This is a genomic window from Ammonicoccus luteus, assembly GCF_050880385.1.
Classification (GTDB): domain Bacteria; phylum Actinomycetota; class Actinomycetes; order Propionibacteriales; family Propionibacteriaceae; genus Enemella.
The window spans coordinates 211878-237652 of sequence record NZ_JBNZCI010000003.1; the positions used below are offsets into that span (position 1 = coordinate 211878).

At 67.7% G+C, this 25775-nt stretch carries 30 protein-coding genes and 1 other RNA gene; 18 read left to right on the forward strand and 13 right to left on the reverse strand.

Annotated elements, in window-relative coordinates; all coding sequences use genetic code 11:
* Positions 1–2 precede the first annotated feature (2 nt).
* The 5 genes from ACQ260_RS08750 to ACQ260_RS08770 all read left to right on the forward strand — a co-directional run bounded on the left by ACQ260_RS08750 (position 3) and on the right by ACQ260_RS08770 (position 3683).
* Positions 3–1178, forward strand: a complete 1176-nt coding sequence (locus ACQ260_RS08750; protein WP_432559047.1) for a flavin reductase family protein — start codon at positions 3–5, stop codon at positions 1176–1178.
* Between the two features lie 10 nt (positions 1179–1188).
* A complete protein-coding gene (dapE, locus tag ACQ260_RS08755; protein ID WP_432559048.1) occupies positions 1189–2292 on the forward strand; it encodes a succinyl-diaminopimelate desuccinylase in 1104 nt (367 codons plus the stop codon).
* A complete protein-coding gene (locus ACQ260_RS08760) occupies positions 2289–3059 on the forward strand; it encodes an LOG family protein (protein ID WP_432559049.1) in 771 nt (256 codons plus the stop codon). Before dapE ends, ACQ260_RS08760 begins: the two co-directional genes overlap by 4 nt.
* 13 nt (positions 3060–3072) lie before the next feature.
* Complete coding sequence (locus ACQ260_RS08765) at positions 3073–3414, forward strand: DivIVA domain-containing protein (RefSeq protein WP_432559050.1); 342 nt, start codon at positions 3073–3075, stop codon at positions 3412–3414.
* Between the two features lie 101 nt (positions 3415–3515).
* The gene (locus ACQ260_RS08770) at positions 3516–3683 is read left to right on the forward strand and encodes a DUF3117 domain-containing protein (RefSeq protein ID WP_425309909.1); all 168 of its coding nucleotides are present in this window, start codon (positions 3516–3518) and stop codon (positions 3681–3683) included.
* Between the two features lie 87 nt (positions 3684–3770).
* Here the strand turns inward: ACQ260_RS08770 and glgA are convergent, their stop codons facing one another.
* Positions 3771–4952: a glycogen synthase gene (gene glgA, locus ACQ260_RS08775; protein WP_432559283.1), complete on the reverse strand. Its 1182-nt coding sequence runs from the start codon at positions 4950–4952 to the stop codon at positions 3771–3773.
* A 107-nt stretch (positions 4953–5059) separates the two neighbouring features.
* On the opposite strand from glgA, the gene glgC reads away from it, so the two are divergent.
* Positions 5060–6289 (forward strand): glucose-1-phosphate adenylyltransferase, encoded by a 1230-nt coding sequence (gene glgC, locus ACQ260_RS08780; RefSeq protein ID WP_432559051.1) that lies wholly within the window; start codon positions 5060–5062, stop codon positions 6287–6289.
* 5 nt (positions 6290–6294) lie between these two features.
* Here the strand turns inward: glgC and ACQ260_RS08785 are convergent, their stop codons facing one another.
* Complete coding sequence (locus ACQ260_RS08785) at positions 6295–6948, reverse strand: O-methyltransferase (protein WP_432559052.1); 654 nt, start codon at positions 6946–6948, stop codon at positions 6295–6297.
* Between the two features lie 47 nt (positions 6949–6995).
* Here ACQ260_RS08785 and ACQ260_RS08790 point away from each other — a divergent pair, with 47 nt between their 5' ends.
* The 6 genes from ACQ260_RS08790 (at position 6996) to ACQ260_RS08815 (ending at position 12171) form a co-directional block, all read left to right on the forward strand.
* On the forward strand, positions 6996–7238 hold the full coding sequence (locus ACQ260_RS08790; protein WP_432559053.1) for a biotin/lipoyl-binding carrier protein: 243 nt from the start codon (positions 6996–6998) through the stop codon (positions 7236–7238).
* Between the two features lie 65 nt (positions 7239–7303).
* Positions 7304–8194 (forward strand): 4-hydroxy-tetrahydrodipicolinate synthase, encoded by an 891-nt coding sequence (gene dapA / locus ACQ260_RS08795; RefSeq protein WP_432559054.1) that lies wholly within the window; start codon positions 7304–7306, stop codon positions 8192–8194.
* A 131-nt stretch (positions 8195–8325) separates the two neighbouring features.
* The gene (sigE, locus tag ACQ260_RS08800; RefSeq protein ID WP_432559055.1) at positions 8326–8976 is read left to right on the forward strand and encodes an RNA polymerase sigma factor SigE; all 651 of its coding nucleotides are present in this window, start codon (positions 8326–8328) and stop codon (positions 8974–8976) included.
* On the forward strand, positions 8973–10424 hold the full coding sequence (locus tag ACQ260_RS08805; RefSeq protein WP_432559056.1) for a zf-HC2 domain-containing protein: 1452 nt from the start codon (positions 8973–8975) through the stop codon (positions 10422–10424). The genes sigE and ACQ260_RS08805 overlap by 4 nt, the downstream gene beginning before the upstream one ends.
* Complete coding sequence (locus ACQ260_RS08810; RefSeq protein ID WP_432559057.1) at positions 10421–11761, forward strand: S1C family serine protease; 1341 nt, start codon at positions 10421–10423, stop codon at positions 11759–11761. Before ACQ260_RS08805 ends, ACQ260_RS08810 begins: the two co-directional genes overlap by 4 nt.
* A gap of 17 nt (positions 11762–11778) precedes the next feature.
* On the forward strand, positions 11779–12171 hold the full coding sequence (locus ACQ260_RS08815; protein ID WP_432559058.1) for a Sec-independent protein translocase subunit TatB: 393 nt from the start codon (positions 11779–11781) through the stop codon (positions 12169–12171).
* Between the two features lie 6 nt (positions 12172–12177).
* Here ACQ260_RS08815 and ACQ260_RS08820 read toward each other — a convergent pair whose 3' ends face one another.
* From ACQ260_RS08820 to ACQ260_RS08830, 3 genes are read right to left on the reverse strand one after another with little or no spacing between them, the layout of a single operon-like run.
* Entirely contained in the window at positions 12178–13368 is a 1191-nt protein-coding gene (locus tag ACQ260_RS08820; RefSeq protein ID WP_432559059.1) for an Mrp/NBP35 family ATP-binding protein, read from the reverse strand.
* Between the two features lie 49 nt (positions 13369–13417).
* On the reverse strand, positions 13418–13951 hold the full coding sequence (locus ACQ260_RS08825) for a DUF1003 domain-containing protein (RefSeq protein WP_432559060.1): 534 nt from the start codon (positions 13949–13951) through the stop codon (positions 13418–13420).
* Positions 13952–13954: 3 nt separating this feature from the next.
* A complete protein-coding gene (locus tag ACQ260_RS08830) occupies positions 13955–15202 on the reverse strand; it encodes a magnesium transporter MgtE N-terminal domain-containing protein (protein ID WP_432559061.1) in 1248 nt (415 codons plus the stop codon).
* Positions 15203–15264: 62 nt separating this feature from the next.
* Between ACQ260_RS08830 and ACQ260_RS08835 the strand changes: the two genes are divergently transcribed.
* From ACQ260_RS08835 to ACQ260_RS08845, 3 genes are all read left to right on the forward strand, one after another.
* The gene (locus ACQ260_RS08835) at positions 15265–15834 is read left to right on the forward strand and encodes a TIGR03086 family metal-binding protein (RefSeq protein WP_432559062.1); all 570 of its coding nucleotides are present in this window, start codon (positions 15265–15267) and stop codon (positions 15832–15834) included.
* 91 nt (positions 15835–15925) lie between these two features.
* On the forward strand, positions 15926–16912 hold the full coding sequence (locus ACQ260_RS08840; RefSeq protein WP_432559063.1) for an HpcH/HpaI aldolase/citrate lyase family protein: 987 nt from the start codon (positions 15926–15928) through the stop codon (positions 16910–16912).
* Positions 16913–16962: 50 nt separating this feature from the next.
* Entirely contained in the window at positions 16963–17460 is a 498-nt protein-coding gene (locus ACQ260_RS08845) for a YflT domain-containing protein (protein WP_432559064.1), read from the forward strand.
* Between the two features lie 9 nt (positions 17461–17469).
* Here the strand turns inward: ACQ260_RS08845 and ACQ260_RS08850 are convergent, their stop codons facing one another.
* The 5 genes from ACQ260_RS08850 to ACQ260_RS08870 all read right to left on the reverse strand — a co-directional run bounded on the left by ACQ260_RS08850 (position 17470) and on the right by ACQ260_RS08870 (position 21340).
* Positions 17470–17673, reverse strand: coding sequence for a hypothetical protein (locus ACQ260_RS08850; RefSeq protein ID WP_432559065.1), 204 nt, complete (start codon positions 17671–17673; stop codon positions 17470–17472).
* Positions 17670–17876 (reverse strand): hypothetical protein, encoded by a 207-nt coding sequence (locus tag ACQ260_RS08855; protein WP_432559066.1) that lies wholly within the window; start codon positions 17874–17876, stop codon positions 17670–17672. Before ACQ260_RS08855 ends, ACQ260_RS08850 begins: the two co-directional genes overlap by 4 nt.
* A 72-nt stretch (positions 17877–17948) precedes the next feature.
* The gene (locus ACQ260_RS08860) at positions 17949–18785 is read right to left on the reverse strand and encodes a PaaX family transcriptional regulator C-terminal domain-containing protein (RefSeq protein ID WP_432559067.1); all 837 of its coding nucleotides are present in this window, start codon (positions 18783–18785) and stop codon (positions 17949–17951) included.
* Positions 18786–18789: 4 nt separating this feature from the next.
* Positions 18790–19860: a magnesium and cobalt transport protein CorA gene (locus ACQ260_RS08865; RefSeq protein WP_432559068.1), complete on the reverse strand. Its 1071-nt coding sequence runs from the start codon at positions 19858–19860 to the stop codon at positions 18790–18792.
* Entirely contained in the window at positions 19850–21340 is a 1491-nt protein-coding gene (locus tag ACQ260_RS08870) for an aminopeptidase P family protein (RefSeq protein ID WP_432559069.1), read from the reverse strand. The genes ACQ260_RS08865 and ACQ260_RS08870 overlap by 11 nt, the downstream gene beginning before the upstream one ends.
* Before the next feature lie 125 nt (positions 21341–21465).
* On the opposite strand from ACQ260_RS08870, the gene ACQ260_RS08875 reads away from it, so the two are divergent.
* The 3 genes from ACQ260_RS08875 to ACQ260_RS08885 are packed head-to-tail and all read left to right on the forward strand — an operon-like array spanning position 21466 to position 24123.
* The gene (locus ACQ260_RS08875) at positions 21466–22179 is read left to right on the forward strand and encodes a zinc ribbon domain-containing protein (RefSeq protein ID WP_432559070.1); all 714 of its coding nucleotides are present in this window, start codon (positions 21466–21468) and stop codon (positions 22177–22179) included.
* A gap of 19 nt (positions 22180–22198) precedes the next feature.
* The gene (locus tag ACQ260_RS08880; protein ID WP_432559071.1) at positions 22199–23647 is read left to right on the forward strand and encodes an RNB domain-containing ribonuclease; all 1449 of its coding nucleotides are present in this window, start codon (positions 22199–22201) and stop codon (positions 23645–23647) included.
* A complete protein-coding gene (locus tag ACQ260_RS08885) occupies positions 23647–24123 on the forward strand; it encodes a PPOX class F420-dependent oxidoreductase (RefSeq protein WP_432559072.1) in 477 nt (158 codons plus the stop codon). The genes ACQ260_RS08880 and ACQ260_RS08885 overlap by 1 nt, the downstream gene beginning before the upstream one ends.
* A gap of 13 nt (positions 24124–24136) precedes the next feature.
* Here the strand turns inward: ACQ260_RS08885 and rnpB are convergent.
* From rnpB to ACQ260_RS08900, 3 genes are all read right to left on the reverse strand, one after another.
* Positions 24137–24489, reverse strand: an RNA gene (rnpB, locus tag ACQ260_RS08890) — RNase P RNA component class A.
* Positions 24490–24510: 21 nt separating this feature from the next.
* Positions 24511–25125: a hypothetical protein gene (locus ACQ260_RS08895; RefSeq protein WP_432559073.1), complete on the reverse strand. Its 615-nt coding sequence runs from the start codon at positions 25123–25125 to the stop codon at positions 24511–24513.
* The gene (locus ACQ260_RS08900; protein ID WP_432559074.1) at positions 25126–25755 is read right to left on the reverse strand and encodes a hypothetical protein; all 630 of its coding nucleotides are present in this window, start codon (positions 25753–25755) and stop codon (positions 25126–25128) included.
* Positions 25756–25775 lie beyond the last annotated feature (20 nt).

Sequence of the window (25775 nt, forward strand, 5' to 3'; positions counted from 1 at the left end):
CCGTGACGACCTTCGACCCGCAGCAGTTGCGTTCGGTCCTGGGCCACTATCCGACCGGAGTCACCATCGTCACGGGGATTGCCCCCGACGGTGAGGCGCTGGCCCTGGTGGTGGGCACCTTCACTTCGGTGTCCCTCGACCCACCGTTGGTGTCGTTCCTGCCCATGAAGGAGTCGAGCACGTTCGCGCGGTTGAGCGAGTGCGACGCGCTGTGCATCAACGTGCTGACCGCCGACCAAGAGGGTCTGTGCCGCACGATCGCGAGCCGGCGCAGCGACAAACTGGCCGAGGTCGGCTGGTCACCGGCTCCGTCCGGTGCGCCTGTCCTCGATGGGTGCCTGGCCTGGCTGGATGTCCGCCTCGAGCAGAGCATCGAGGCCGGTGACCATTGGATCGCGCTGTGCCGGGTGCTGGACCTCGCGGTCGTCAATCCGGTCGCGCCCTTGCTCTTCTTCCAGGGCGGCTATGGCTCGTTCGTGGTTCCGTCGTTGATCGCACGCATCGACGCCGACATCGAGGCGGGAGTCCACGAGGCCGTGGCGTCCCGCTCCGAATTGGAATCCCTCGCCGATGAGATCGGCGGCCATTGCACCCTGCTCAAGGTCGTCAATCGCGATGAGCTCACCGCGGTCGCGATGGCTGCGGGCCGGACCGGGACCCCCAACGCGGGGCTCGGCCGCAGGCTCCCGATCATTCCGCCCATCGCCGATGCCTGGGTGGCGATGCTGGGCGAGGAGGAGCAGGCGTACTGGCTGAGCAAAGCCGCCGGTGCGGACGAGGCTCGCTTGGAGACCTATCGGCGTCGGCTTGAGTTCTGCCGGGAGCATGGCTATCTGCTCAGCTTTGCGCGCCCGGACGAGGAAGTGGCTTTCGAGTCACTGCACGAGGCGACCACGACCTACGCCGAGCGCCGGCCCACGCCCGCGGAGATCCGTGAGATCCGCCAACGCATCACTGCAGCAACCCCTCCGGAGTCCTATGGGATGCGCCCCCTCGAGGAGGGCGGCCGCTATGACATCAGCTCGATCATCGTGCCGATCGGCGACGCCCGGGGCGCCGGCTCACTCATGCTGCGGGTCACAGGTCTGCCGCGCGAAGCCGATGCCGGGCAGGTGCGGATCTGGATTGCGCGGGTGCGCGCCACGGCGGCGGAGATCGAGGCGGGCCTCGCTCGCTAAAGTGGGCCGCATGGCTCAACCCGTGACGCTGGACCTGACCGGCGACGTCGTCGACCTCCTGCGCGATCTGGTCGACATCGAATCAGTCTCCGGCAACGAGGGTCCGATCACCGACGCCATCGAGGCGGCGCTGCGATCGTTTCCCCACCTGGAGGTCCTGCGCAATGGCGATGCGCTCATCGCCCGGACCAACCTGGGTCGCCCCACTCGTGTGGTGATCGCCGGTCACACCGACACGGTGCCGCTCACCGCCGAACCGAACCTGCCCTGTCGCATCGAGGGCGAGGGTGACAACAGGGTTCTCATCGGGCGGGGCACCTGCGACATGAAGGGCGGCGTGGCGGTCCAGTTGAGTGTTGCGGCGGCGTTGGCCGAGCCGCGCCACGACGTGACATGGATCTTCTATGACAACGAAGAGGTCGAAGCCGAACGAAACGGACTCCTCCGCATTTCCCGCGAGCAGCCCGACCTGATCGCCGGGGACTTCGCGGTGTTGTGCGAGCCGACGGGCGCGGTCGTCGAGGGCGGCTGTCAGGGCACCCTGCGGGTCCGGGCCACGCTGCGGGGCCGTGCCGCACATTCGGCCCGCACCTGGATGGGGCACAACGCCATCCACGACGCCGCCGAGTTGCTGACCCGCCTGCGGACCTATGAGCCGGCTCAGCCCTGGGTCGACGGACTGCAATACCACGAGGGTCTCAACGCCGTGTCGATCAGCGGCGGCATTGCCGGGAATGTCATCCCGGACCTCTGCACGATCGAGATCAACTATCGCTTCGCGCCGGACAAGAGCGCCGATGAGGCCGTCACGTGGATCCGGGACTACCTGTCCGGATTCGATCTCGAGCTCACCGACCTGGCCGCCGGCGCCAGGCCCGGGCTCGATCTGCCGGCGGCAGCGGAGTTTCTCGCCGCTGTCGGCGGAGAGGCACGCCCGAAGCACGGCTGGACTGACGTTGCGCGGTTCGCCGAGGTGGGCGTGCCGGCGGTGAACTTCGGGCCCGGCGACCCCGCCAAGGCCCACGCGGACGATGAATGTTGTCCGGCCTGGCAGGTTTATGCCTGCCGCGACGCGCTCGTGCGGTGGCTTCAGCCGGGGGAGGTGGCGCGATGAGCAGGAAGTTCGAACGGCGCCACACCGGACCTGTCGTCCGCTCCCGTGACATGGTGCTGCCGACCACGACCGACCAGCGGCTGCTGGCCTCCCGAGGGCCCAGCGACTGGGTCCATACCGACCCGTGGCGGGTCCTGCGGATCCAGTCCGAGTTCGTCGAAGGGTTCGGCACCCTCGCGGAACTCGGCCCGGCCGTCAGCGTGTTCGGGTCCGCGCGCACGTCGGCCGACCATCCGATGTACGCCGCAGCGGAAACGCTCGGGCGACGCCTGTCGGAGGCCAACTTTGCAGTCATGACCGGAGGCGGGCCCGGGATCATGGAGGCGGCGAACAAGGGCGCGTGCGAGGCCGGCGGGGTCTCCGTGGGACTCGGCATCGAACTGCCTTTCGAGACCGGCCTCAACGACTATGTGACGCTCGGCATCAACTTCCGCTATTTCTTCGCACGGAAGACGATGTTCCTGAAATATTCGCAGGGCTTCGTGGTCCTGCCCGGCGGTTACGGCACCTTCGACGAGCTGTTCGAGGCGTTGACGCTGGTGCAGACCCGCAAGGTCGTGGACTTCCCGGTCGTGCTGTTCGGTTCTGCGTACTGGCAGGGCCTGAAAGACTGGATCATCAACCAGCCCTTGGCCGACGGCTATATCCATGACGTCGATGTCGAACGTCTCGTCGTCACCGACGACATCGACCAGACGGTCGAGATCATGGTCAAGGCGAACACCCCGCCCGAGCGGCCCACTCCGGCGGTCGCGGACGGGCAATAGACGATCGGGAATCATGCAACTCATCATCGTGCTCATCGCGGTCGCCGTGATCGGTCTGGCGGCGTTCGTGGCCGCCGGGCGGTTCGGGGAGCAGGCCGATCCCGTCCGGGATGTCTATCGACCGCCCCTCGGCGACGACGAGCGGGTCACGGCCGACGACCTGAAGGACGTCCGGTTCGGGGTCACACCGATGGGCTATGAAATGGCGGAGGTCGACGAGTGGATGGCCCGGATGGCCAGAGAGCTCGAGCTCCGCGACGCGGCGCTGCACACCGCTGACCGGGCGCCAGCGGAACAAGCCGCGGAGCCGTCGGATGAGGGCACTCCACGCGGAGGCGCCCGCGATGCGGAATAATGGACGTCGGCTCACTTTGAGCGACAGTTCCGCCCGGCCCGGCCGGGATCGAACGGGGGACCGCGTGAGCGGTCCGAATGAGGAGAGATGAGGGTTACGCGATGGCAGCAATGAAACCGCGAACGGGCGATGGCCCCATGGAGGTCACCAAGGAGGGTCGCGGGATTGTCATGCGAGTCCCCCTGGAAGGTGGCGGCCGGTTGGTCGTCGAGATGAATGCGGACGAGGCCACAGAGCTTGCTGCGGCGCTCAAGGAAGTTGTCGGCTGAACCAAACCGACGTGACGAGAAAGGACGCGGGCCCGAATCCGGGACCCGCGTCCTGTGCCGTCGGGGCAAGGGTGGCGTACGCCCCGCTCAGCCCGCGTGCCGCGCGATCGCAGCCCGATAGACCTCGACGGTCTGCTCGGCGATCCGTGTCCACGAGAACTCGTCGATGCAGCGCTGGCGTCCGGCCCTGCCGAACGCCGCGGCGCGCTCGCGATCGCGGGTGAGAGCGTTGACCTGCTCGGCGAAACCCGCCTCGAAGCCCGCGATGAAGTCCGGGTCATCGGCGCGCTGCGGATCGTAGGGCACCAGCAATCCGGTCGTTCCATCCACCACGACCTCGGGAATGCCGCCCACCGCCGACGCCACGACCGCCGTCTCGCAGGCCATCGCCTCGAGATTCACGATGCCGAGGGGCTCATAGATGGATGGGCAGGCGAAGACCGTCGAGTGGGAGAGGACCTGACGCACGCTGGCGCGGGGGAGCATCTCCTGCACCCACGTCACGCCGCCCCGGGCCTTCTTCAGGTGCGCGAACGCATCATTGAACTCGGCCGCGATCTCGGGTGTGTCCGGGGCTCCGGCGAGAAGCACCAGCTGCGTGTCGGGGTCGAACTGTTCGGCCGCGCGGACCAGGTGGACCAAGCCCTTCTGGCGGGTGATCCGGCCCACGAACGACACGATCGGGCGGTCGAGATCGACGCCGAGTTCGGTCAGGATGTCGTTCTCCGCGACCGGATAGAACTCATCGGTGTCGATGCCGTTCTTGACGACATGGATCTTTTCCGGATCGAGCGCCGGATAGGCGTTGAGGATCGCGGGGCGCATGGCCTCGCTCACGGCGATGACTGCGCTCGAGCCTTCGTACGCCGTCCTCTCCGCCCAGGAACTGAGGCGATAACCACCGCCGAGTTGCTCCGCCTTCCACGGCCGGTCGGGCTCGAGGGAGTGGGCGGTGACCACGCTCGGGATGTCCTGGAACAGGCCTGTCAGGTGGGCGCCCAGACACGCGTACCAAGTGTGCGAATGCACCAAGTCGACCTCCGGGATCGCCGCGACCATGCTCAGGTCGGCACCGAAGACCCGCAGAGCTGCGTTCGCGCCGGGCGGAAAGTCCTCTGCGTGGGCCGTCGCTCCCTCGCGGGGCTCACCCATGCACTGCACATCCACGTCGATCAGCTTGCGCAGCTGGGGGACGAGCTGGGCGACATGGACGCCGGCGCCGCCATAGATGCTGGGCGGGTATTCCCTGGTCAGAAGCGAGATTCGCATGCTCATGGAGTGATCGTTTCACAACCTTCGACCGCCTTTGCGGGGGCCTCAGCCGGGCGCCGCTCGGAGGGATAAGGTGGGAACGTCTCCAGCACATCGATCACGAGGTGAGACCGTTGCGGCCCAAAGTTTTGTCAATCGTTCTGGCGGGTGGAGAAGGCAAGCGGCTGATGCCGCTCACGATGGACCGGGCAAAGCCCGCCGTCCCCTTCGGAGGCACCTATCGGCTGATCGACTTCGTGCTTTCCAACCTGGTCAACAGTGATATGCGTCAGATTGCGGTGCTGACGCAGTACAAGTCGCACTCCCTCGACCGCCACATCTCCGTCACGTGGCGCATGTCCACGATGTTGGGGAATTACGTGACCCCCGTGCCCGCGCAGCAGCGCCTCGGGCCGAGGTGGTATCAGGGGTCCGCCGACGCCATCTATCAGTCGATGAACCTGATCCGCGACGAGGACCCGGACTATGTCGTGGTCTTCGGGGCCGACAACATCTATCGGATGGATGTCAGCCAGATGCTCGACCAGCACATCCAGTCCGGCCTCGCCTGCACCGTCGCCGGCATCAGGGTGCCGCGCGCCGAGGCCAGTGCTTTCGGCATCATCGACGCCGACGCAGACTCGAAGATCCGCGAATTCCTCGAGAAGCCGGCAGATCCGCCGGGTCTGCCCGACAGCCCGAACGAGTCGTTCGCGTCGATGGGCAACTACATCTTCACGCGCTCCGCGCTCGTCGAGGCGCTGGAGGCGGACGCCGCTGACGCGACCGCGCGGCACGACATGGGCGGGGACATCATTCCGCGCTTCGTCGGTCAGAATCAGGCGCAGGTGCACGACTTCACCGTGAACACAGTGCCCGGTGCGACCGAGAAGGACCGCAACTATTGGCGGGACGTCGGGACCATCGATGCCTATCACGAGGCGCACATGGATCTGGTGTCGGTCGTGCCCAACTTCTCGCTCTACAACAACGACTGGCCGATCTGGACCTATCAGGCGCAGCGTCCGGGCGCGAAGTTCGTGCTCCGTGGCAACGCCGAGGATTCCATCGTGTCCTCCGGCTGCATCATCTCCGGCGGTGACGTCGATGCGTCCGTGCTGTCACCCAACGTCCGGGTCGACAAGTGGGCCAACGTCGAACACGCGGTGGTCATGGACAACGTGCGCATCGGCCGCAATGCGGTCGTGCGCAATGCGATCCTCGACAAGAACGTGGTCGTCGAGGACGGGTGCGAGGTCGGCGTGGACAAGGAGGAGGACCGCGCGCGCGGGTTCACGGTCTCGCCCGGTGGCATCACCGTGGTCGGGAAGGGGACCCGGGTCACCCGCGGCTGACGCGATCAGCCCTTGACCGCGACCACCAAGCCGTCACCGATGGGGGACAGCGCCGCGGTGAACTCCTCGATCTCCTGAATTGCGGAGAGCGACTCGCGGATGACGATGGTCTCGTCCTCCTGGTTGTCGGGATCGGCGATCTTGTTGGACCACAGCGCGTGGTTGACGAGCATGATGCCGCCGTGGCGCAGCAGCCGGAGCGCTTGGGCGACGTATTCCCCGAACTCCAGTTGGTCGCCGTTGATGAGGACCAGGTCGTAGGCGCCGTCGCTCAGCTTCGGCAGAACGTCGAGCGCCTGACCGGCGATGAGCCGGAACCGACGGTTGGGAATCTGGGAGGCGAGGAAGGCCCGTCGGGCGGCGGCCTGCACCTCGTGCTCGGTGTCGACACTGGTCAGCACGCCGGTGCTGTCCATCCCCTCGAACAGCGCCAGTCCGGAGACGCCGGCGCCCGTGCCGATCTCGACCACCGCCTTGGCCTCGATCATCCTGGCGACGACCGTCAGAAGCGACGCGGATCCGGGGCTCACAGGGGTGACGCCCAGCGCGGCGGCCTCCTTGCGCGCCGCCTGGATCGCCTCGGACTGCGGTCGGAAGCCCTCTGCGAAAGCCATCGACGCGCCGGTGGGGACTGGGTTGACCTGACCTTGTGCGCTCACGCGGTCAGCCTAGCGCCCTCTTCCGGAGCAGGCTCTAGCATGGCCACATGAGCTCACCGTCTGCCCGCAACGTGCACACCGTTCACGCCGAGCTCGTGGCGGCGGTGATGAGCGTGGACGTGGCCGTTGGCGACCGGGTCGCTCCGACGGACGCGGTGTGCCTGCTCGAATCGATGAAGATGGAGATTCCCGTGCTTGCCGAGGTCACGGGCACGGTCGCGGAGGTCGTCGTCCGGGTGGGTGATGTGGTCCATGACGGCGATCCGCTCGTGATTCTTTCGGTCGCGTGACACGCATGACCGAACAATCTGCACGGATTGGCCCTGGACACGCCCCCGTGCGTACGCTTTCTGTCATGTCGACCTCAGCCATGCCCTTCGGCCGCCTGCTGACCGCCATGGTCACGCCATTCACTGCCGACGGTGCTCTGGACCTCCCGGCTGCCGCCGAGTTGGCCACCTATCTCGTCGAGGAAATGGACAACGACGCGCTGGTGATCTCCGGCACCACCGGGGAAGCGCCGACCACCACCGACGAGGAGAAGACCGAGCTCCTGCATGCTGTTGTCGAGGCCGTCGGCGGCCGCGCCCAGATCATCGCGGGCGTGGGCACGTTCTCCACCCGGCACACCGTGCATCTCGCCGAGCAGGCTGCTGCCGCCGGCGCCGACGGGCTGCTCGTCGTCACGCCCTATTATTCGAAGCCCCCGCAGAGCGGGCTGCTCGAGCACTTCCGGACCGTCGCCGATGCGACGGACCTGCCGAACCTGCTCTATGACATCCCGCACCGGGCCGGCACCGAGATCGCCACGGACACGCTGCTGCGGCTCGCGGAACACCCCAGGATCCTCGGCGTCAAGGACGCCAAGGGCAACCTCATCGAGTCGGCGCGGGTGATGGCACAGACTGACCTTGCCTATTATTCGGGCGATGACGCCATCACGCTCCCGTTGATGTCCGTGGGCGGGGTCGGCCTGGTGGGCACGTCCACGCACTTCTCCGGCCGCGGCGCGAAGCAGATGATGACCGCGTTCGCCGAGGGCCGCGTCGATGAAGCGCTGGAGTGGCACCGTCGTCTCGAGCCCACGTTCACCGGAGTCTTCGCCACCCAGGGTTGCATCCTCGTCAAGGCCGGCCTTGCCCTCCTTGGTCGCCCGGTCGGTGGTCTGCGCGCACCCCAGGTCGAGGCGACGCCGGAACAGACCGAGGCGTTCGCGGCCTGCCTGCGCCGGTCCGGCCTGCTCTGAGGCGACTCCACGTCCGGTTCCGGTTCGCGCGATTCAGGGACGTTCCAGGGACTGCAGCGGCCCGGCGGCCGCCCGGCGCCGCCTAGACTGGAGGACCAGTCATTGTGCATGTCCCGTGAGGGGAGCCCCGGATGCCGATCAGCCGCAGGCGTGAGGAGCGCAATCCAGCGACGCTTCACGGTGCGGATGCGAGCGGTGACCCAGATGCCTGGGTGCCGCCGACCTGGGAACAGGTCGTCCGGGACCACTCGGCGAGGGTTTATCGACTGGCGTTGCGCCTGACCGGCGACGTCCACGACGCAGAGGATCTGACCCAAGACGTGTTCGTGCGGGTCTTCCGATCGCTGCACCGCTTCGAGCCTGGCACGTTCGAGGGCTGGTTGCACCGCATCACCACCAATCTCTTTCTCGACGGAGCCCGCCGTCGCCAGCGCATCCGCTTCGACGGACTGGCAGAAGGTGCGGACGAACGCCTGCCGGGTTCCGAACCTCCACCCGGTGACCACCTCGCGAATGCCGGGCTGGACCACGACGTCGCGGCCGCTCTGGCGGCCCTCTCGCCGGAGTTCCGGGCGTGTGTCGTGTTGTGCGATATCGAGGGCCTGTCCTATGAGGAGGTCGCGGCCGTGCTGGACGTCAAGCTCGGCACGGTTCGCAGCCGGATCCACCGAGGCCGTGCGCAACTCCGCGAGGCGCTCGCGCACCGTGAGCCCACAGCCGGCCGAGAGCGCTATCTCGGCATCGAGGCGGAGCGAGGTCCGGTGATGGAGGAAGTGCGGTGAGACCGTGTCCCTCCAGGCGCCGAGAGCTCGCAGAGTTGGTCGACGGCGCACTCGGTGGTCGTGACGCCGAGCGTTTGACGGCGCATCTGGTGGACTGTCCCGGCTGCCGGGCGGAAGCAGAATCGCTCCGCTTGGTGCGCGCGCGGTTGCGGGCGGCAACCCCGGATCCGGCTGCACCCACCGCGCTCACCGACCGGCTGGTGTCCATCGCCGGCACCGAGGCGGCCGCACCCCTCTATGCCCGACCTTTCGATCTCCATGAGCCGGGGGCGCTGCCCAGCCGGCGACAGCAGACCAGGCGCGCCTTGGTGGGCGCCGTCACCGTGACGTGCCTGCTGCTGGCCGGTCTGGTCGGTGCCGGGTGGGCGGCAGGGCCGCCGACGCACACACCCCAGGTCGACCCCGGGCCGATCGCCCGGGAGGAATTCGCCGCAGTGCTCGCGTCCGGGCCCCTGGTGAACCCGGCTGTCACCGGCCTGCGCGCGACCGGATATTCCGCCCGGAAAACATGGACCCCAACCGGTCCCGCGGGACCGCGAGGTCCCATGACCACGCGGGGCGCTCGGGAACTGCTCGATCGCGCCGATGCGGTTCCTTTCCGCACGCCGTTCTCCGGCCGACAGGTGGTGCAGGTGCGCCACCTCGCGGGCTTCTGGGTGACTCACGTGGACGTGGCGGTGCATCCCGGCCGCGGCACGCAGCTGACATTCCCGCAGCGCACCGGAGCTGATCGTTCGGCGATCCTGCCCGCTGGTCAGGCTCCCGGCGTGGCCTCCGTCGCGACCCTGCACCAGTTGGTGACCGGCAAGGGCCCTGCGGTAGCCGGCCGGAGTTCAACGATCGTCGAGGCCAGGCGCGACGACCGGCTCGTCGCGCGTTGGTGGCTGGACGAGGAAGCAGGCATGGTGTTGTGGCAGCAGACGTTCGACCGGACCGGTGAGATCACGATGAGCGCCGGCTTCCAGTCGTTCTCGCTGGGGCCGGCCGCGACGCCGCGGTCGCTGCCGCCCAGGCTCGCGCCCCGGGGCCACACGGCCACGCTGGCCCTGACCACCGTCGACGCCCTGCAGCGCGAGGGCTGGCAATGCAACCGAAGGGTCGCCGACCTCGAGTTGATCAAGGTGCGGCGGGACAAGCACGATCCGATGGTGCACTCGATGTATGGCGACGGGGTGTTCACCCTGAGCGTCTTCGAACAGAAGGGCGTCCTCACCGCGGCCCCGGCAGGATTCGTCTGGGACCCCGAGCTCCGCGCCTATCGCAATCTGGGCATGACCACCATGTATTCGTGGCAGTCCGGCGACAGCGTCTTCACCATCGCGACCGACGGCCCGGCGGAACTCGCCGAGCAGGCTCTGGCAGAGCTGCCCCACCACACGCCGACCCTGCGCACCGGTGCAGGTCGCGTGGTGGATGGCTGGCACCGTCTGTTGGGGGTGACCGGGTGACTCAGCCACCATCGCCCTGGGCGCGGCCGCAACCGCCTCCGGACCCGTCCGGCCCGCAGGGTTATGGGCATCCTGCACCCCCACCCGTCTTCGGTCGACCCCTTGGTGGCTCTCCGGAGAGCCAGTGGCGAGGTGACGGCCAGTGGGGGAGTGGCCCACCCGGCGCCCCGAGCGGGCCCGCTGGGGCGTACGGACCGATCAACCACCCACCCGGAGCGTTCGCCACGCCGCCCGGTCCACGACGGGAACTCACGCCCGACCCGGCGGGAAGCCGGCCGCCGAAAGCCCGGCTGTGGCCGGCGGTCGTCCTGGCCACCGTCCTCTCACTGGTCGCTGGCGGCGGCGCGGGATTCGGCGCCGCGCAGCTGGTCGCAACCCAACAGACCCCGGCGATGGTCGAGACCCAGGCGGTCGTCCCGCCCACGGGTGAGGACACCGTCGAAGTGGCGGAGCGCCTGCTGGAGAGCACGGTGACGATCGCATACCGGTCTGATACGACCGGTGGCACCGGATCAGGATTCGTGATCGACGCCGAGGGGCACATCATCACCAACAACCACGTGATCGCGGGTGCGGCCGACGGCGGAGCTCAGTTGATGGTCGAGTTCGCCGACGGCCAGCGAGTGGAGGCGCAGATCGTCGGCCGCAGCCCCAGCTACGACCTGGCGGTCATCCGGGTGGACCGGCATCAGGGAAAACCGGTCGAACTCGGCGACTCTGCGGCGGTCCGGCCGGGGCAGGGCGTGCTCGCCGTCGGCGCTCCGCTCGGTCTCGGCGGCTCGATCACCGCCGGCATCGTGTCAGCCGTCGACCGCCCGTTCGGGGTCGGTGACGACGCGACGTCGGACGACACGGTCCGGACCTATATCAACGGCATCCAGACCGATGCGTCGATCAATCCCGGCAACTCCGGCGGTCCGCTGGCGGACTCCGCAGGCCGCGTTGTCGGCGTGAACTCGGCGATTCTCACGTTGGGGGGCGGCGCCCCGGGCAACCGCGGCGGCAACATCGGCCTCGGCTTCGCGATTCCGATCAACCAGGCCAAGATCATCGCGGAGGAGATTCTTCGGGACGGACAGGCGACGTACCCGGTGATCGGCGCCGCGGTCGCACCGAACTCAGAAGGCGTCCGGCTGTCCGACGTGACCCCGGGCGGGCCGGCAGCCCTGGCCGGGCTTCGCAGCGGGGACGTGGTCGTGGCGGTCGGCGAGAAGCCGGTCGACACCCCGACCGACCTGATCGTCAGGGTCCGGAGTCACCGTCCAGGCGACCGGATCGACCTGATCATCAGGGACCGGGGTCCGGTCACTGTCACGCTCGACGGCAAGGTTGGTTAGCGGGCTAGTCTGGGCGCATGTTCGACGTCGGGCCTGCCGAAATCGCCGTCCTGGCTGTGTTGGCGGTGATCATCTTCGGGCCCGAGCGTCTCCCCGAACTTGCGCGGAAGGCAGCTCGGGTCGTGCGGTTTCTGCGCGGCATCGCCAACAACGCCCAGGAGTCCCTGTCGCGGGAGCTCGGCACCGAGGTGGACCTGAGCAACCCCAAGGCCTTCATCAAGTCCTATCTCCTCGACGATATCCAGCCCGTTCTCGACGACGTCAAGAAGGATCTGCAGGAGGTCGAGAGCGAGGTGCGCGCCGAGTTCGCCCAGGTGCGGAACAATATCGAGGCGCTCGATCAAGCGCGTCCCGTCGCGGCGGCCGGCGCAGCCCGCGCCGGCGCACCGTTCGACACGGAAGCGACCTGAGGGGCTCTATTTCCCCGTCGGCGTGAGGCCGAGCCGCAGCCCGACCAAGGATCGGCGTCGCTGGCCGATCCTGTCGGCGAGTTCTCGCAACACGACGGACGACGGATGATGCGGTGCCGACACCACGACCGGTGCACCCTCGTCTCCACCGCTGCGGAGCTCGAGATCCAGCGGCACCCGCCCCAGCAGCTCGACGTCATAACCGAGCCGCGCGGTCAGCACCTCCGCGACCTCGTCGCCGCCACCCGAGCCGAACACCTCGACCTGATGGTGCTCGGAGCAGTGTGGGCACTCGACCTCGAGATAGGCCATGTTCTCGACCACACCGATGACTTTCTGGTTCATCATCGACGCCATCGTGCCGGCACGCTCGGCCACCTCCGCGGCCGCGGCCTGGGGCGTCGTCACGACGATGACCTCGGCGTTGGGCAGCTTCTGACCGAGCGAGATCTGGACGTCGCCGGTGCCGGGCGGCATGTCGACGATGAGGAAGTCGGGATCCGACCAGTGCACGTCGGCCAGCATCTGGGTGAGCGCCCGATCGAGGATGGGACCGCGCCAGGCGACCACCTGGGACCGCTCGGGTTTGAGCATGCCGATCGACATGACCTGGATGCCGTTGGTCGGCACCGGCAGGATCATCGACTCGTTGTCGTCACCGATGGAGGTCGGCCGTGCATCTGCCACCCCCAGCATCGCGGGGATCGAATGGCCATAGATGTCGGCGTCGAGGACCCCGACGCTGTGGCCGGCCTGGGCGAGCGCCATCGCGAGGTTGACGGTCACCGAGGATTTGCCGACCCCGCCCTTGCCGGACGCGACGAGAATCACGCGCGTCGTGGAGTCGGGCCGGGCGAAGGGGATGCTGCGCTCGGCGCGGCCACCGTTCAGCCCGCGGCGGAGCTCGGAGCGTTGTTCATCCGTCATGACCCCGAGCTCGACCCGGACGTCGGTCACGCCCTGGACGGCGGCGACCGCAGCGGTGACGTCGCGCTCGATCGGACCCTTGAGCGGGCACCCGGAGATCGTCAGCAGCACCCGCACGAACACGGCGCCGGCCTCGTCGATGTCGACGCGTTCCACCATGCCGAGATCGGTGATCGGCTTGCGAATTTCCGGATCGTTCACCGTCGCCAGTGCTGCGGTGATCTTCGGCAGCAGGGCGTGCTCGGGGCTGTTGGTCTGGATTTCGGGCATGTGGGCCAGAGTACGCGAGCCGCCGGCCCCACCGCGTCCGGTGTCAGAGTCAGGTCTTGCGCTTCTCGCTGCGTTCGTCGCCGTCACCGCTCAGCGCCTCGCGGAGTTCGTTGCGGAGCTCATTGCGGATGAAGTCCCGCGTGGCGAGCTCGCCGACGTTCATGCGTACGCTCGCGATCTCGCGCGCCAAGAATTCCATGTCGGCCCGGCTCTGGGCCGCCACGCGCCGATCCTCCTCGACGCTGATCCGGTCCCGTGCCTCCTGGCGGTTCTGGGCCAGCAGGATCAGTGGGGCGGCATAGGACGCCTGCAGCGACAGGATCAGGGTCAAGAAAATGAACGGGTACTCATCGAACCGCAGGCTCGTCGGGCTGAGCACGTTCCAGACGATCCAGATGAGGATGAACACCGTCATGTACATCAGGAAACGGGCCGTGCCCATGAACCGTGCGAAGGCCTCGGCAAATGCGCCGAAGGTGTCGCCGTCCACCCGCAGTTTGGGGATCCGGCTGCGATCGCGGCCGGGTGTGTTCAGGCGGTCTTCACGGTCCGGGCGATCCCGGCCACGGTCTGGCGGGGCCATGGCTCACTGTCCTTCCATCTGCTCGCCGCGCCAGTCGTCGGGCAGCATGTGGTCGAGCACGTCATCGACCGTCACCGCACCCAACAGATGCTGGTCCGAATCGACGACGGCCGCGTTGACGAGGTTGTAGGTAGCGAAGTGTCGGCTCACCACCCCGATCGGAGCATCCGGAGGCAAGGGCTCCAGATCGGAGTCGATCAGGTGGGAGATCAGTGTCGACGGTGGTTCCCGCAGGAGACGCTGGATATGCACGCTGCCGAGATAACGGCCGGTCGGGGTCTCCAGCGGCGGGCGGCAGACATGGACCATGGCAGCCAGCGCCGGGGTCAGTTCCTGGATCCGCACCATCGCAAGCGCATCGGCGACGCGGGCATCCGGTGCCATGATCACCGGCTCCGGCGTCATGAGACCGCCTGCGGTGTATTCCTCGTAGACCAGCAGCCGCCGCACGTCCGAGGCATCTTCCGGTTGCATGCGGCTGAGGAGTTCCTCCGCTTTTTCCTCGGCGAGCTCGGCGATCAGGTCGGCGGCGTCGTCGGGGTCCATCTCCTCGAGGATGTCCGCTGCCCGCTCAACCTCCATCGCCGAAATGACCTCGATCTGCTCATCCTCCGGCAGTTCCTCGAGCGCGTCCGCCAGCTTGGCGTCGTCGAGGGCATCGACGACGCGTGCGCGCCGTTCGGGATCCATGTCATGAAGCTCGCGCGCCACGTCGGCGGCGTGCATGTCCTCCAACTCGGCCAGGACCTGTTCGTGATCCTGGATCTGGGCGATGGGCCGCAGCACGTCGACGTCGGACCAATCGACGATCGTGACGTGCGGCTTGCGCCGGAATCCACGGTTGCGGACCTCCGCCAGAGCCACCTCGGACAGCTCCCATTCCCGAGCGCGGACCTCCCGCATCGAGATGTCATAAACAGTCCACTCGTCGGGGGACCCGGCCCGGCGCACGCGTCGGTCGAAGAGCCCGTCGATGACCAGGGTCTCCGCATCGTGGCGGCTGAAGCGGCGGGTGTTGATGGTTCCCGAGATCACGACCTGCATGGCGTCGACCGAATAGACCCGCGCAGTGTTGACGAAGATCCGCTGCCGCGCGAACAGCTCGACGACCAAGCCCTTGGCGCGCGGCGCCCGCCCTTCGGTGCGCACCTGGATCACGACATCGCGCACCTTGCCGATCTGGTCGCCGCCGGATTCGACGACGGGCAGGCCGCGGAGCCGCGAGATGAAGATCGAGGTCGAGTGGGTCACGCGAAGAGGGTAGCGCGCGACCCGACCTGCGAAATGTCCTCGTTCGATGCTTGACTGGCGCCATGTCCAAGCTCACCGAAGCAGCTCCTCCGGAGCGCCACCGTCACGTCGCGGCCCAGTTCGCCGCTCTCATCGAGGGCACCACCGATTGGACCGCCCCCACCCCGGTCAAGGAATGGCAGGCGGGTGACATCGTCGACCACCTGACGACGTGGCCGCGCGAGATGCTCGGGGCGCATGGCGTCGAGATTCCCGAGGTCACGGGTGAGCGCGCCGAAGCGTTCCGCGCTCAGACCGATGTGATCCAGCAGATCCTGGAGGATCCCGAAGCCGCCGGCCATCCGCTCGATCTCGGCCCGATGGGGTTGGTTCCGTTGGCCGGGGTGATCGACGGCTTCTACAGCAGCGACCTGTTCATGCATGCGTGGGATCTCGCCAAGGCGACCGGCCAGGACGTGGAGCTCGACGCTGATTCGGCGGCGGCGATGCACGCCGGGCTCTCCTCAATGGGCCCGGGGCTGCAGGCGTCGGGCCAGTTCGGGGAGCCGGTGCCCGTCGCCGAGGACGCCCATCCGGTCGACCGGCTCATGGGCCTGATCGGGCGCGATCCCGACTGGCAACGTCCGGCCTGACACCTCGAGGCGGGTGTGCCGGGGCCGTTCGCCCCCGGCCACTCCGCCCGATCGATCGGTGGGAAACGGGTCGCGTCGCTAGGCTGCGGCTGTGACTGCTGCCGCGCCCGACATGTCCGCCGCCCAGGTCCGCCGCACCATCTTGGCCGTGCCCGGGTCGTCCGAGCGATTCCTGACGAAAGCCCGTGGCTTGGCTGCCGATGCCGTCTTTCTCGACCTCGAGGATGCCGTTGCGCCGGCCGCCAAGGTCGAGGCGCGCCGCCAAGTTGTGGCGGCGTTGGCGCAGGACTGGGCCGCCCCGCTCGTCACTGTCCGGGTCAACGACTGGACCACCCAGTGGACCTATGCCGACGTCGTGGACGTCGTCGGCGGGGCCGGGGCGCACATCGATGCGCTCGTCCTGCCCAAGGTCCAGTCGCGCGACCAGATCGTCGCGCTGGATCTGCTGCTGACGCAGGTGGAGCGTACGCACGGCCTCCCGGTCGGCAGGATCGGCATCGAGGCGCAGATCGAGGACGCGCCCGGTCTGCTGAACGTGAATAAGATCGCCGCCGCCAGCCCACGCATGCGCTCGCTGGTCTTCGGCCCCGGCGACTTCATGGCCTCGATCGGGATGGCCTCCACCAACGTCGGCGAACAGCCGGACGGTTATGACCGGGGCGATGCGTTCCACCACGTGCTCTTCTCGATCCTCGTCGCCGCACGCGCCCATGGTCTGGCCGCCGTCGACGGGCCCTATGTGGCGATTCGTGACCTGGACGGATTCCGGCGGTCCGCGCGGGCTGCGGCCGCGCTCGGCTATGACGGCAAGTGGGTCCTGCACCCGGACCAGATCGCCGCCGGCAACGAGATCTTCACACCCCGCCAAACCGACTTCGAGCGGGCGCTCCGGATGATCGATGCCTATGCGGCGGCGACTGCCGAAGCGGGCGGCGCGGTCGGCGCGATCGTCGTGGACGACGAGATGGTCGATGAAGCCGGCATGAAGGTCGCGCAGCGGATCGTGGCCAAGGGCAGAGCCGCGGGGCTGACCGCAGGGGAGACGGGGCTGACCGCAGGGGAAGCAACGCAGAAGTAGCCCGCGACAGCCCCAGTAGGCTGGAGGTTGTCGACAGGAAGGGGGCGCACATGGCTGCGCAGTTCCAGGGACTCAAGTTCGAGCTGGAATATCCGCACTCGGTCGGGGTCTATGACCAATACGAGGACGCTCAGAAGGCCGTGGACTTCCTCGCCGATCAGAAGTTCCCCGTGGAGAATCTCGCGATCGTCGGCACGGATCTCAAGCTGGTCGAACGCGTGACCGGACGCAAGAACTGGGGGTCGGTGCTGACGCAGTCCGTGCTCACCGGCATCAGCACCGGTCTGCTCGTCGGCATTCTCGTGGCGCTGTTCTCGCCCGAGGGGCAGTTCCTGCCGATGCTCCTGGTGGCGCTCGGCATCGCAATCGTCCTCAACGTCATCTTCGGGGCCGCCATCTATGCGATGTCGGGCGGGCGCCGCGACTTCAACTCGGTGCGCACGACGATCCCGAGCAAATACGAGATCCTCTGCGAGCACAAGCACGCTGCGCAGGCGCGCGAGAAACTGCTGGGCATGCCCGGCGCGCGAGCCACCTTGTTCGAGTGACCCGCTCGGTCAGGACGCCAGCAGTCGCCGGACGCCGGGGACGACGATGAAGGCGAGGAAGAGAACGCCCACGACGAACGCCCCGCCGAAGAGCCAGAACCGGGCAAAACCGTCGCCCCACAAAGGGGTTCCGAACGCGACCCCCAGGCCATAGAGCACAGCGAGCGCGGCCGTCAGGCCCGCCCCGGCCGTCGAGAACACCGACCGACTCATGAGCCCAGCCCCAGGCTCTCCGGCGACATCGCCAGGGGCACGACGAAGAGGCCGACGAAGGCGACGAGCAGAACCAACGCGCCCACGTTCTTGAACTGTTTCCAGAAGGCCGGGTTGGACCGGTGCAGGGCCTCGTTGCCGGCGAGCAGGCCATAGGTCAAGCCCAGAGCGCCGACGATCAGGCCGCCGATGACAGGATTCACGGTTGTCTCCTCGGTGGGGGATCCGGGAATACAAGTGTTGCATAGTGTCACACGAATCGGAACTGAAAAGAATCAATTCCTGTCTGGCTCCACGAGCCCGGCGTGCGGCGACCTCGCCAACACCGCTCGGACGTGGTTATCCAGGGGACCCGCCAGACGTGCCGTAGTGCGGCCGAGCGCATCCTGCAAAGCGGCCCCCGGCCAGTCCTCCGGCAGCAGCTCCGGTGGGAGATCGCCGTCGTTGAACCGGACGTCTGCGAAGGGCTGCACGACCTCGTGCCACAGCCGCATCAGCTCCGGGCCTGTGGGCAACTCGGTCGCGGCCGTCGTCGCCTCCAGACGGGCGAACGCCTGCCGGCGCAGCGCGCCGTGCCGGTCGAGTTCCCAGGCGATTGCGGCGATCCGCCGGGCGGTGGGCAAATCGACCTCGAGCCGTCCTCGCAGGAGAAGCAGACCGGGTTCGATGAGCGTCTCCAGTTCGAGGCTCTCGTCGGTGGGGGATATCAGCACGCCCGGTCGGAGCTGGCGATAGCCGAGTCGGAAGGCCGCGGCCCGCAGCCGGTCGCGGAGCGCGCGGCGGGTCTCGGGGATGTCATAGAGGATCGTGTGGAAGGCGCCGGTCCAGGGCTCGGGAGAACGCAGTCGAGCACCGTCGCGGAGCTTTTCGTACGCCACCAGCATCCGGCCCGCCAGCCGATAGACCCCGACGCGCCCCACGCGCTCGACGTCGAGCAGCCCGAAACCGACCATCCGGTGGAGGAGGGATTTCGTCGCGGCCTCGCTGGCGCCGTCCATGGCGCGGACGAGTTCGATCAGGATGGGACCGGGAAGGGCGCGCGCCTCGGCGGTGCCGAAGGCCAGCGGCACCTTGCCGAATGCCGGTGTGTATCGCTCGAGTTCCTCGGCCACGTGCTCACAGCCATTTATTGCGTCGGAACCCGATATAGAGGCCGGCCATGATCACCAGCATGATGGCGATCACCACGAAATAGCCGTAGTGGGTCCTGAGCTCGGGCATGTTGTCGAAGTTCATCCCATAGATGCCGGCGATCATCGTCGGGATCGCCACGATCGCCACGAACGCCGAGATCTTCCGCATGTCCTGGTTGTCCGCCACCGACGCCCTGGCGAGACCCGCCGACAGGATGGTCGACAGCACTTCGTCGAACGACTGGATCGCTTCCCGTGCCTCCAGATGATGGTCGGACAGCTCCCGGAAATAGGCCTGGGCGCCGTCCGGGATCGTGGCCAGTGGCCGGGTCGCCAGCGCGTGCAATGGCATGCCCAGCGGGATAACCGACCGTTTGAACTCGATCAATTCCCGCTTGAGTTGATAGACCCGGTCGACTTCGTTGGTGCCCTGTCGGGAGAAAACGGCCGTCTCGACCTCTTCGATGTCGGTCTCGAATTCCGACACCACCATGATGTAATCCTCGATGACCTTGTCGAGGACCGCGTACAACACCTCATAGGTGCCGTGCGCGAGCCGGTTGGGTTTCCGTTCCAGTTTCGCGCGCATCTCCTGCAACTGCGCGTGCTCGCCACGACGCACCGTCATGACGAAGTGCTCGCCGACGAACACCATGATCTGACCGGTGGACACGATCTCGGAGCTGTCGGTGAGCTCGGCGTGGTCGACGTAGGCCACCGTCGAGATCACACAGAACAGGGTGTCGCCGAACTGTTCGAGCTTCGAGCGCGTGTGGCCTTCGACGGCATCCTCGATGGCCAGCGGGTGCAGGTTGAACCGCGCGGCGAACCCGGCCATGTCCTCGTCCGAGGGATCCTTCAGACCGAGCCACACGAAGCCCTCGCCCGTGGTCGCACGCTGTGCGGCGTTGTCGAGGTCGGCGGTTTCCTGGCGTACACCATCCACATAGAGGCCCCAGGCCACCACGGAATCCGGAGGCTCGCCGTCGGCAGCCATCAACGTGTGTGGCCCCGGGCGACGCTGACCGGGGCCCTGTTGGGATTCAGTGCTCACGGTCGGAGGAGCGCTCGAACAGGACCGACATCCAGGCTTCGATCTCGTCCGGGTCCTTCGGCAGGGCCGCGGACAGGTTTTCGTTCCCGTCGGCGGTGATGAGGATGTCGTCCTCGATGCGTACGCCGATGCCCCGGAACTCCTCCGGCACCAGAAGATCCGTTTCCTTGAAATAGAGCCCCGGCTCGACGGTGATGACCATGCCCGGCTTGAGCGTGCCCTCACGGTAGTTCTCGGCGAGCGCCTGCGCACAGTCGTGGACGTCGATCCCGAGATGGTGGGACGTGCCATGCACCATCCAGCGGCGGTGCTGGCCACCCGTCTCCGGATCGACCGACTCCGCCGCGCTGACCGGGAGGATGCCCCAGTCCTCGAGCCGCTTGACCAGGACTACGACCGCGGCGAGGTGGGGGGCCAGGAAATCGGCGCCCGGCTGAGCGGCGTCGATCCCGGCCTGCTGCGCCTCGAGAACCGCCTCATAGACCTTGCGCTGGGCCTCGGAGAAGCGCCCGGAGACCGGCAGGGTTCGGGTGATGTCGGCGGTGTAGAGGGTGTCGAGCTCGATCCCGGCGTCGAGAAGCAGCAGTTCGTCCCCGCGCAGGTCACCGTCGTTGCGGATCCAGTGGAGCGTGCAGGCGTGGTCGCCGGCCGCCGCGATGGTGTCATAGCCAACCGCATTCCCCGCGTGGCGCGCGTGGAGCCCGAACACGCCCTCGACCCAGCGTTCCCCGCGGCCGCGGCGCACGGCCTCGGGCAGTGCCCGGACCACTTCCTCGAACGCGACTGCCGTCTTGGCGCAGGCCTCCCGCATCTGGTCGACCTCGAACTCGTCCTTGCACAGGCGCAACTCGGACAGCGCGGTCGACAGCTCTGCATCGGCCTCGGCGGATCCGAGGTGGTCCAGTGCGTCGACCTGGTCAGTGAGTGCTGCATCCGCTTCCCGGACGATTCGGACGCGCGTCGCCGACGCGTTCTTGGCGAGGGCGTCCTCGAGGTCGGCGATGTCCGCGACGGTGAGCCCGGTCAGGGCTGCCATCTCTGCCAGTGACTCCCGTTGGCCGACCCACATTTCGCCATAGCGCGCGTTGGCATAGAACTCCTCCGACGTCCTGGGCGCTCGGGGCCGGAAATAGAGGGTGGCGTCGTGGCCGCTGTCCGTGGGCTCGAGGACCAGCACGGCGTCGGGCTCGCGATCGGTGCCGAGACCGGTCAGGTGGGCAAATGCCGAGTGCGGACGGAACCGATAGTCGGTGTCGTTCGATCTCACCTTCAACCCGCCTGCCGGGACCACCAGACGGTCACCTGGGAACAGGGCACTGAGCGAGTCCCGGCGGGCCTGGGTCCACGCGGTGGCCGGCAGCGGTTCCGGCAGGTCAGGCGCGTATGGCGCCCAGCCCGTGGGGATGAAAGTCTTGAACGCCTCCGAATATGGGATTGCGCGGCTGCGGGTCTTGGGCTGTTCCTCACTCACCCTCGCCATGATAGGCGCCGTCGGTGACGGCGGGGGTCGCGCTAGGATCCGCGTACCGGCGCCGGCACGGGCGCCCGGGCTGAGACGAAGGGGGCCCCGTCATCAAAGCCGAACCGTCCGACCAGCAGAAGCTGTTGACCCTGCAGGGCATCGACACGGAGATCACCACGCTGAACAGCCGCAAGACCAACCTTCCCGAACGGGCGCGCATCGCGGCGCTGCTCACGGAACGCAAGCGGTTGCTGGAGAACTACACGCAGGCGGAGACCCAGGTTTCGGACCTGGAGCGGGCGCAGGCCAAAGCGGAGGCGGACCTGGAGCCGGTGCGTGCGCGGAAAGTCCGCAACCAGGAACGGGTGGATGCCGGCGCGGCGGACCCCAAGGCGCTGACCGGGTTGATCTCCGAGATCGAGCACCTGACCCGCCGGATCGGTGTCCTGGAGGACGCGCAACTCGAGGTGATGGATGAGCTCGAACAGGCCACGGCCCGATTCGCGGCGATCAGGGCGCGGCGCGCTGAGCTCGAGGACAGCATCCGGGCGCTGATGGTGGTTCGCGACAGCGAGCTGGCCGCGCTGGACAGCCGGCTGCAGCATGCCGCGGCCAAGCGCGAAACGGTGGTCGAAAAGATGCCGTCGGCGCTCGTCACCCAATACGAGCGCATCCGGGACAAGCGGGACGGAGTCGGAGCCGCCGAACTCGTGGAACGTCGTTGCGGCGGGTGTCGGCTCGACCTCAACTCGGCGGATGTCACGGCCTTCGCGGCTGCACCTGCCGACGAGGTGCTGATGTGCGAGGAGTGCGGTCGCATCCTCGTCCGCACCGCACGCTCCGGTCTGCCCGACTGACCTCGTCTCTGGAGGAACAATGCCGTTTCGTCCCGTACGCCTTCGCGAGGGTGTCCCAGCACCGCTGCAGGAAGGCCTCGAAAGACTGCGCCGTGAGCTGGAGGTGCCCGCGGAATTCCCTGCGGAGGTCCTCGCCGCGGCCGATCGGGCGGTTGCCGAGCCGCGGCTCCCGTCGCTGGATCGGACCGATCTCGAGTTCGTGACGATCGATCCACCCGGCGCGAAAGATCTCGACCAGGCGCTGTTCATCGAGCGCAGCGGTGATGGTTTCGTGGTGTGGTACGCGATTGCCGACGTAGCGGCCTTCGTCAGCCCGGGTGACCCGATCGACCTCGAGGCCCACAGCCGCGGGCAGACGTTCTATGCGCCGCATCGGCGTACGCCCCTGCACCCGCCCGCCATCTCCGAGAACGCCGCGAGCCTGCTCCCCGACCAGGTCCGGCCGGCGCTGGTGTGGCGGTTGCCCCTGGACGCCCACGGCGTCTTCGCCATGCCCCACGTCGAACGTGCGCTGGTCCGCAGCCGCGAACAGCTCACCTATGACGAGGTGCAGGACCAGCTCGACAACGGCACCGCGTCGGAGTCCCTGAAGCTGCTCCAGACGGTCGGCCTGCTGCGGGAACGGATCGAACGCGATCGCGGCGGGGTCAGCCTCAACATCCCCGAGCAGGAGATCAACGTCGACAACGGTCACTGGGAATTGGAGTTCCGCAGCACTCTTCCGGTGGAAGGCTGGAACGCGCAGATCTCCCTGATGACCGGCATGGCCGCAGCGCATTTGATGATGTATGCCGATATCGGCATTTTGCGCACCCTTCCGCCGGCCGACAACGGGTCGCTGCGGAGGCTGCGCAACGTCGCGCGGGCGTTGCAGATCCCGTGGCCGGCGGAGATGGACTATCCCGAGTTCGTGCGATCTCTGGACTCGCGTCGCGGAGACCACGCAGCGATGCTGTACGCCTGCACGACGCTGTTCCGAGGCGCCGGCTATCAGGCCTTCAACGGGGTCCTGCCCGCAGACGCTCTGCATGCTGCGCTGGCGATCGAATACGCCCATGCGACCGCGCCGCTGCGACGACTGGTCGACCGCTACGTGCTCGAGATCTGCGCGGCGATCTGTGCCGAGGTGGACGTTCCGGGCTGGGTTGTGAACGAGCTCGAGAACCTGCCCGAAACGATGGCCGACTCCAACCGCCGGGCCAAGAAATATGAGCGTGGCATCGTCGATCTCACCGAGGCACTGGTGCTGTCGGGCCGCGAGGGCGAGGTCTTCGTCGGGACCGTCGTCGACGTCGACAACAAGCGCGGTCGGGGCCGGTTCATGATCACCGAACCGGCTGTGGAAGCCTCTGTGAAGGGCAGCCAACTGCCGCTCGGTGAGGACATCGAAGCCCGGCTGACCTCCGTTGACCTCACCACCGGAGTGACCCAATTCGCAGACGTGACACCAAGGAGAGGCAGGCGCTGATGGCTCGCAAGATCGCGACGAACACGACAGTCGCACTCGGAGAGTTGCTCGACTTCGTCCGTCCACGCCACCGCATGATCCTGGTGACGAGCCGACGGGATGGCACTCCGCAACTGTCGCCCGTCACGGGCGGTGTGGACGATCAGGGACGGATCGTCATCTCCACCTATCCGGGCCGTGCCAAGACCAGGAACGCCGAACGAGACCCAGCCGTGAGCCTCTGCGTGATCTCCGACGAGTGGAACGACGCCTGGGTGCAGATCGACGGCACGGCCGAGGTGCTGCACCAGCCGGAGAGCGTCGAAGCGCTGGTCGACTATTTCCGCTGCATCAGCGGCGAGCATCCGGACTGGGATGAATATCGCGCGGCCATGCGGACCCAGGGCAAGTCACTGATTCGCGTCACGCCAGAGCGCTGGGGGCCCATCGCGACCGGCGGGTTTCCCGCGGACGTCGCGGCGCGCCTCGACGGCTGAGCCGGCACCTGTGGGGACGAGGTGACCGGTAAGCCGGATTCTGTCGTGGGCGATCATCCATCTGCGACCATCGTTGCCGACGGCCTGGTGCGACCTACCCGGGAACTCGGGCGAGCAGCCCTCAAGCGTTCCCTGTCTGGTCTTGCTCCGGGTGGGGTTTACCTGGCCATCCCAGTCACCTGGGATGCCGGTGGTCTCTTACACCACCTTTTCACCCTTACCTCCGACGATGCCGGAGGCGGTTTGTTTTCTGTGGCACTGGCCCGCGGGTCACCCCGGGTGGGTGTTGCCCACCACCCTGCTCTGTGGAGTCCGGACTTTCCTCGGCGCGCTCATCGAACGCTCCGCGATCGCCTGGTCACCTCGTCCGCCACGCCAGTCTAACCCTCAGCAGCGGGGTCGCTGGATATCTCCGCCCCGGGCCATGGCGCCGATCGCGCTGATCGGGGCGCGCGGTCCGGGGGTTTCGTTCTCATCACCGATTGCATAGAACACCAACTCGTGTTCACCCGACGGGACGAAGGGGACCACCACGGATCCGCCCACGCTGTCGCGTTGGTTGAATTCGAGACGGTCACCGTACACATAGGCAACTTCCTCGACCGCCATCCCGACTCGTGCGCCCTCGTCGGTCGGGTGGAGCGAGTTGCCCAGCCAGATCTCGGCCAGCTGATCCGAATCGTTGAACACGAGGTCGACCCCCTCGGCCCGGAGGTCCGGACTCGCGCCCCAGCGGTCGCAGTGATCGAGCCGCGCCACCCACCCGTGCGCCCGCCCCTCGTCCGCGTCGAGGCCCAACCGGATGGGGCCGAGTCCCGTGGCAGAGAGTCGCAGTTCTGCGTACTCACCCGAACCCGACGGGCCCGCATAGGGTGCCGGAGAAGCCGTGGGGTAGGCGGTCGGGGTCGGGGAGGGCGTCGTGGATTGGTCAGCCTGCGGGGAGCCACCACAGGCCGTGAGCAGCGTTGCGGCGGCGACGAGACCGACTGTGAGGCGTCGCACTCAGCAGCCTTCGATCACCGAGGTGCCGTGGTTGCGGGGCAAGATCGACTTGATGCGTTCGTCGCGCCCGGGGTCCTCCTCGACGAACAACAGTTCGTGGTCTCCCTCGACCACGAACCACGCCGGCAGGTTCCCGCCGCCACCTTCCCGCGACTCGGTCTGGAGTCGGGTGCCGTACGCCGCCTTGACCTGGGTCAGCGTGTCGCCGACCTTGATCCCCTCCGCGGTGGCGAACTCCGGCTTGTGCACCCAGATCTCATAGAGCTCGTCATCGACGAAAGTGAAGCTGAGACCACGTTCGATGAGCGCCGGTGACGCATCCCACTTGTCGCACACCTCGCTGCGCGCCGCCCACCCGTGGGCCCGCGCTTCCGACAGCGACATGCCGATCCGGATCGGGCCGACACCGTCGGACTCGATCACTGCATCGTCGAGGCTGGTGGACTCCTGCTCGTCGGTGGGCGTGGCCTCCGCCTCAGCGTCCGCGGTGGGTGTGGGAGTGGTCGGCGGTTCGCCGGCAGAGCTTGTGGGCGCGGCGGTGGGCACCGGCTCCGGTGTCGCTGCCGGCGTCGTGGAATTCGTCCCGCAGCCGGCCAGGACCAGCGTGGCCAGAACAGCGGCGGTGCTCATCCGGAATCGTCGGCCCGGGC

What these genes read in the sequence shown, in the direction of transcription:
- ACQ260_RS08820 (WP_432559059.1), bottom strand. Translation starts at nt 13,368, where the DNA reads ATGCCCGAAATCCAGACCAACAGCCCCGAGCACGCCCTGCTGCCGAAG.
- glgA (WP_432559283.1), bottom strand. Translation starts at nt 4,952, where the DNA reads ATGCGAATCTCGCTTCTGACCAGGGAATACCCGCCCAGCATCTATGGC.
- ACQ260_RS08790 (WP_432559053.1), top strand. Translation starts at nt 6,996, where the DNA reads ATGAGCTCACCGTCTGCCCGCAACGTGCACACCGTTCACGCCGAGCTC.
- ACQ260_RS08900 (WP_432559074.1), bottom strand. Translation starts at nt 25,755, where the DNA reads ATGAGCACCGCCGCTGTTCTGGCCACGCTGGTCCTGGCCGGCTGCGGG.
- dapE (WP_432559048.1), top strand. Translation starts at nt 1,189, where the DNA reads ATGGCTCAACCCGTGACGCTGGACCTGACCGGCGACGTCGTCGACCTC.
- ACQ260_RS08760 (WP_432559049.1), top strand. Translation starts at nt 2,289, where the DNA reads ATGAGCAGGAAGTTCGAACGGCGCCACACCGGACCTGTCGTCCGCTCC.
- ACQ260_RS08885 (WP_432559072.1), top strand. Translation starts at nt 23,647, where the DNA reads ATGGCTCGCAAGATCGCGACGAACACGACAGTCGCACTCGGAGAGTTG.
- sigE (WP_432559055.1), top strand. Translation starts at nt 8,326, where the DNA reads ATGCCGATCAGCCGCAGGCGTGAGGAGCGCAATCCAGCGACGCTTCAC.
- ACQ260_RS08770 (WP_425309909.1), top strand. Translation starts at nt 3,516, where the DNA reads ATGGCAGCAATGAAACCGCGAACGGGCGATGGCCCCATGGAGGTCACC.
- ACQ260_RS08765 (WP_432559050.1), top strand. Translation starts at nt 3,073, where the DNA reads ATGCAACTCATCATCGTGCTCATCGCGGTCGCCGTGATCGGTCTGGCG.
- ACQ260_RS08835 (WP_432559062.1), top strand. Translation starts at nt 15,265, where the DNA reads ATGTCCAAGCTCACCGAAGCAGCTCCTCCGGAGCGCCACCGTCACGTC.
- ACQ260_RS08825 (WP_432559060.1), bottom strand. Translation starts at nt 13,951, where the DNA reads ATGGCCCCGCCAGACCGTGGCCGGGATCGCCCGGACCGTGAAGACCGC.
- ACQ260_RS08880 (WP_432559071.1), top strand. Translation starts at nt 22,199, where the DNA reads ATGCCGTTTCGTCCCGTACGCCTTCGCGAGGGTGTCCCAGCACCGCTG.
- ACQ260_RS08815 (WP_432559058.1), top strand. Translation starts at nt 11,779, where the DNA reads ATGTTCGACGTCGGGCCTGCCGAAATCGCCGTCCTGGCTGTGTTGGCG.
- dapA (WP_432559054.1), top strand. Translation starts at nt 7,304, where the DNA reads ATGTCGACCTCAGCCATGCCCTTCGGCCGCCTGCTGACCGCCATGGTC.
- ACQ260_RS08870 (WP_432559069.1), bottom strand. Translation starts at nt 21,340, where the DNA reads ATGGCGAGGGTGAGTGAGGAACAGCCCAAGACCCGCAGCCGCGCAATC.
- ACQ260_RS08850 (WP_432559065.1), bottom strand. Translation starts at nt 17,673, where the DNA reads ATGAGTCGGTCGGTGTTCTCGACGGCCGGGGCGGGCCTGACGGCCGCG.
- ACQ260_RS08845 (WP_432559064.1), top strand. Translation starts at nt 16,963, where the DNA reads ATGGCTGCGCAGTTCCAGGGACTCAAGTTCGAGCTGGAATATCCGCAC.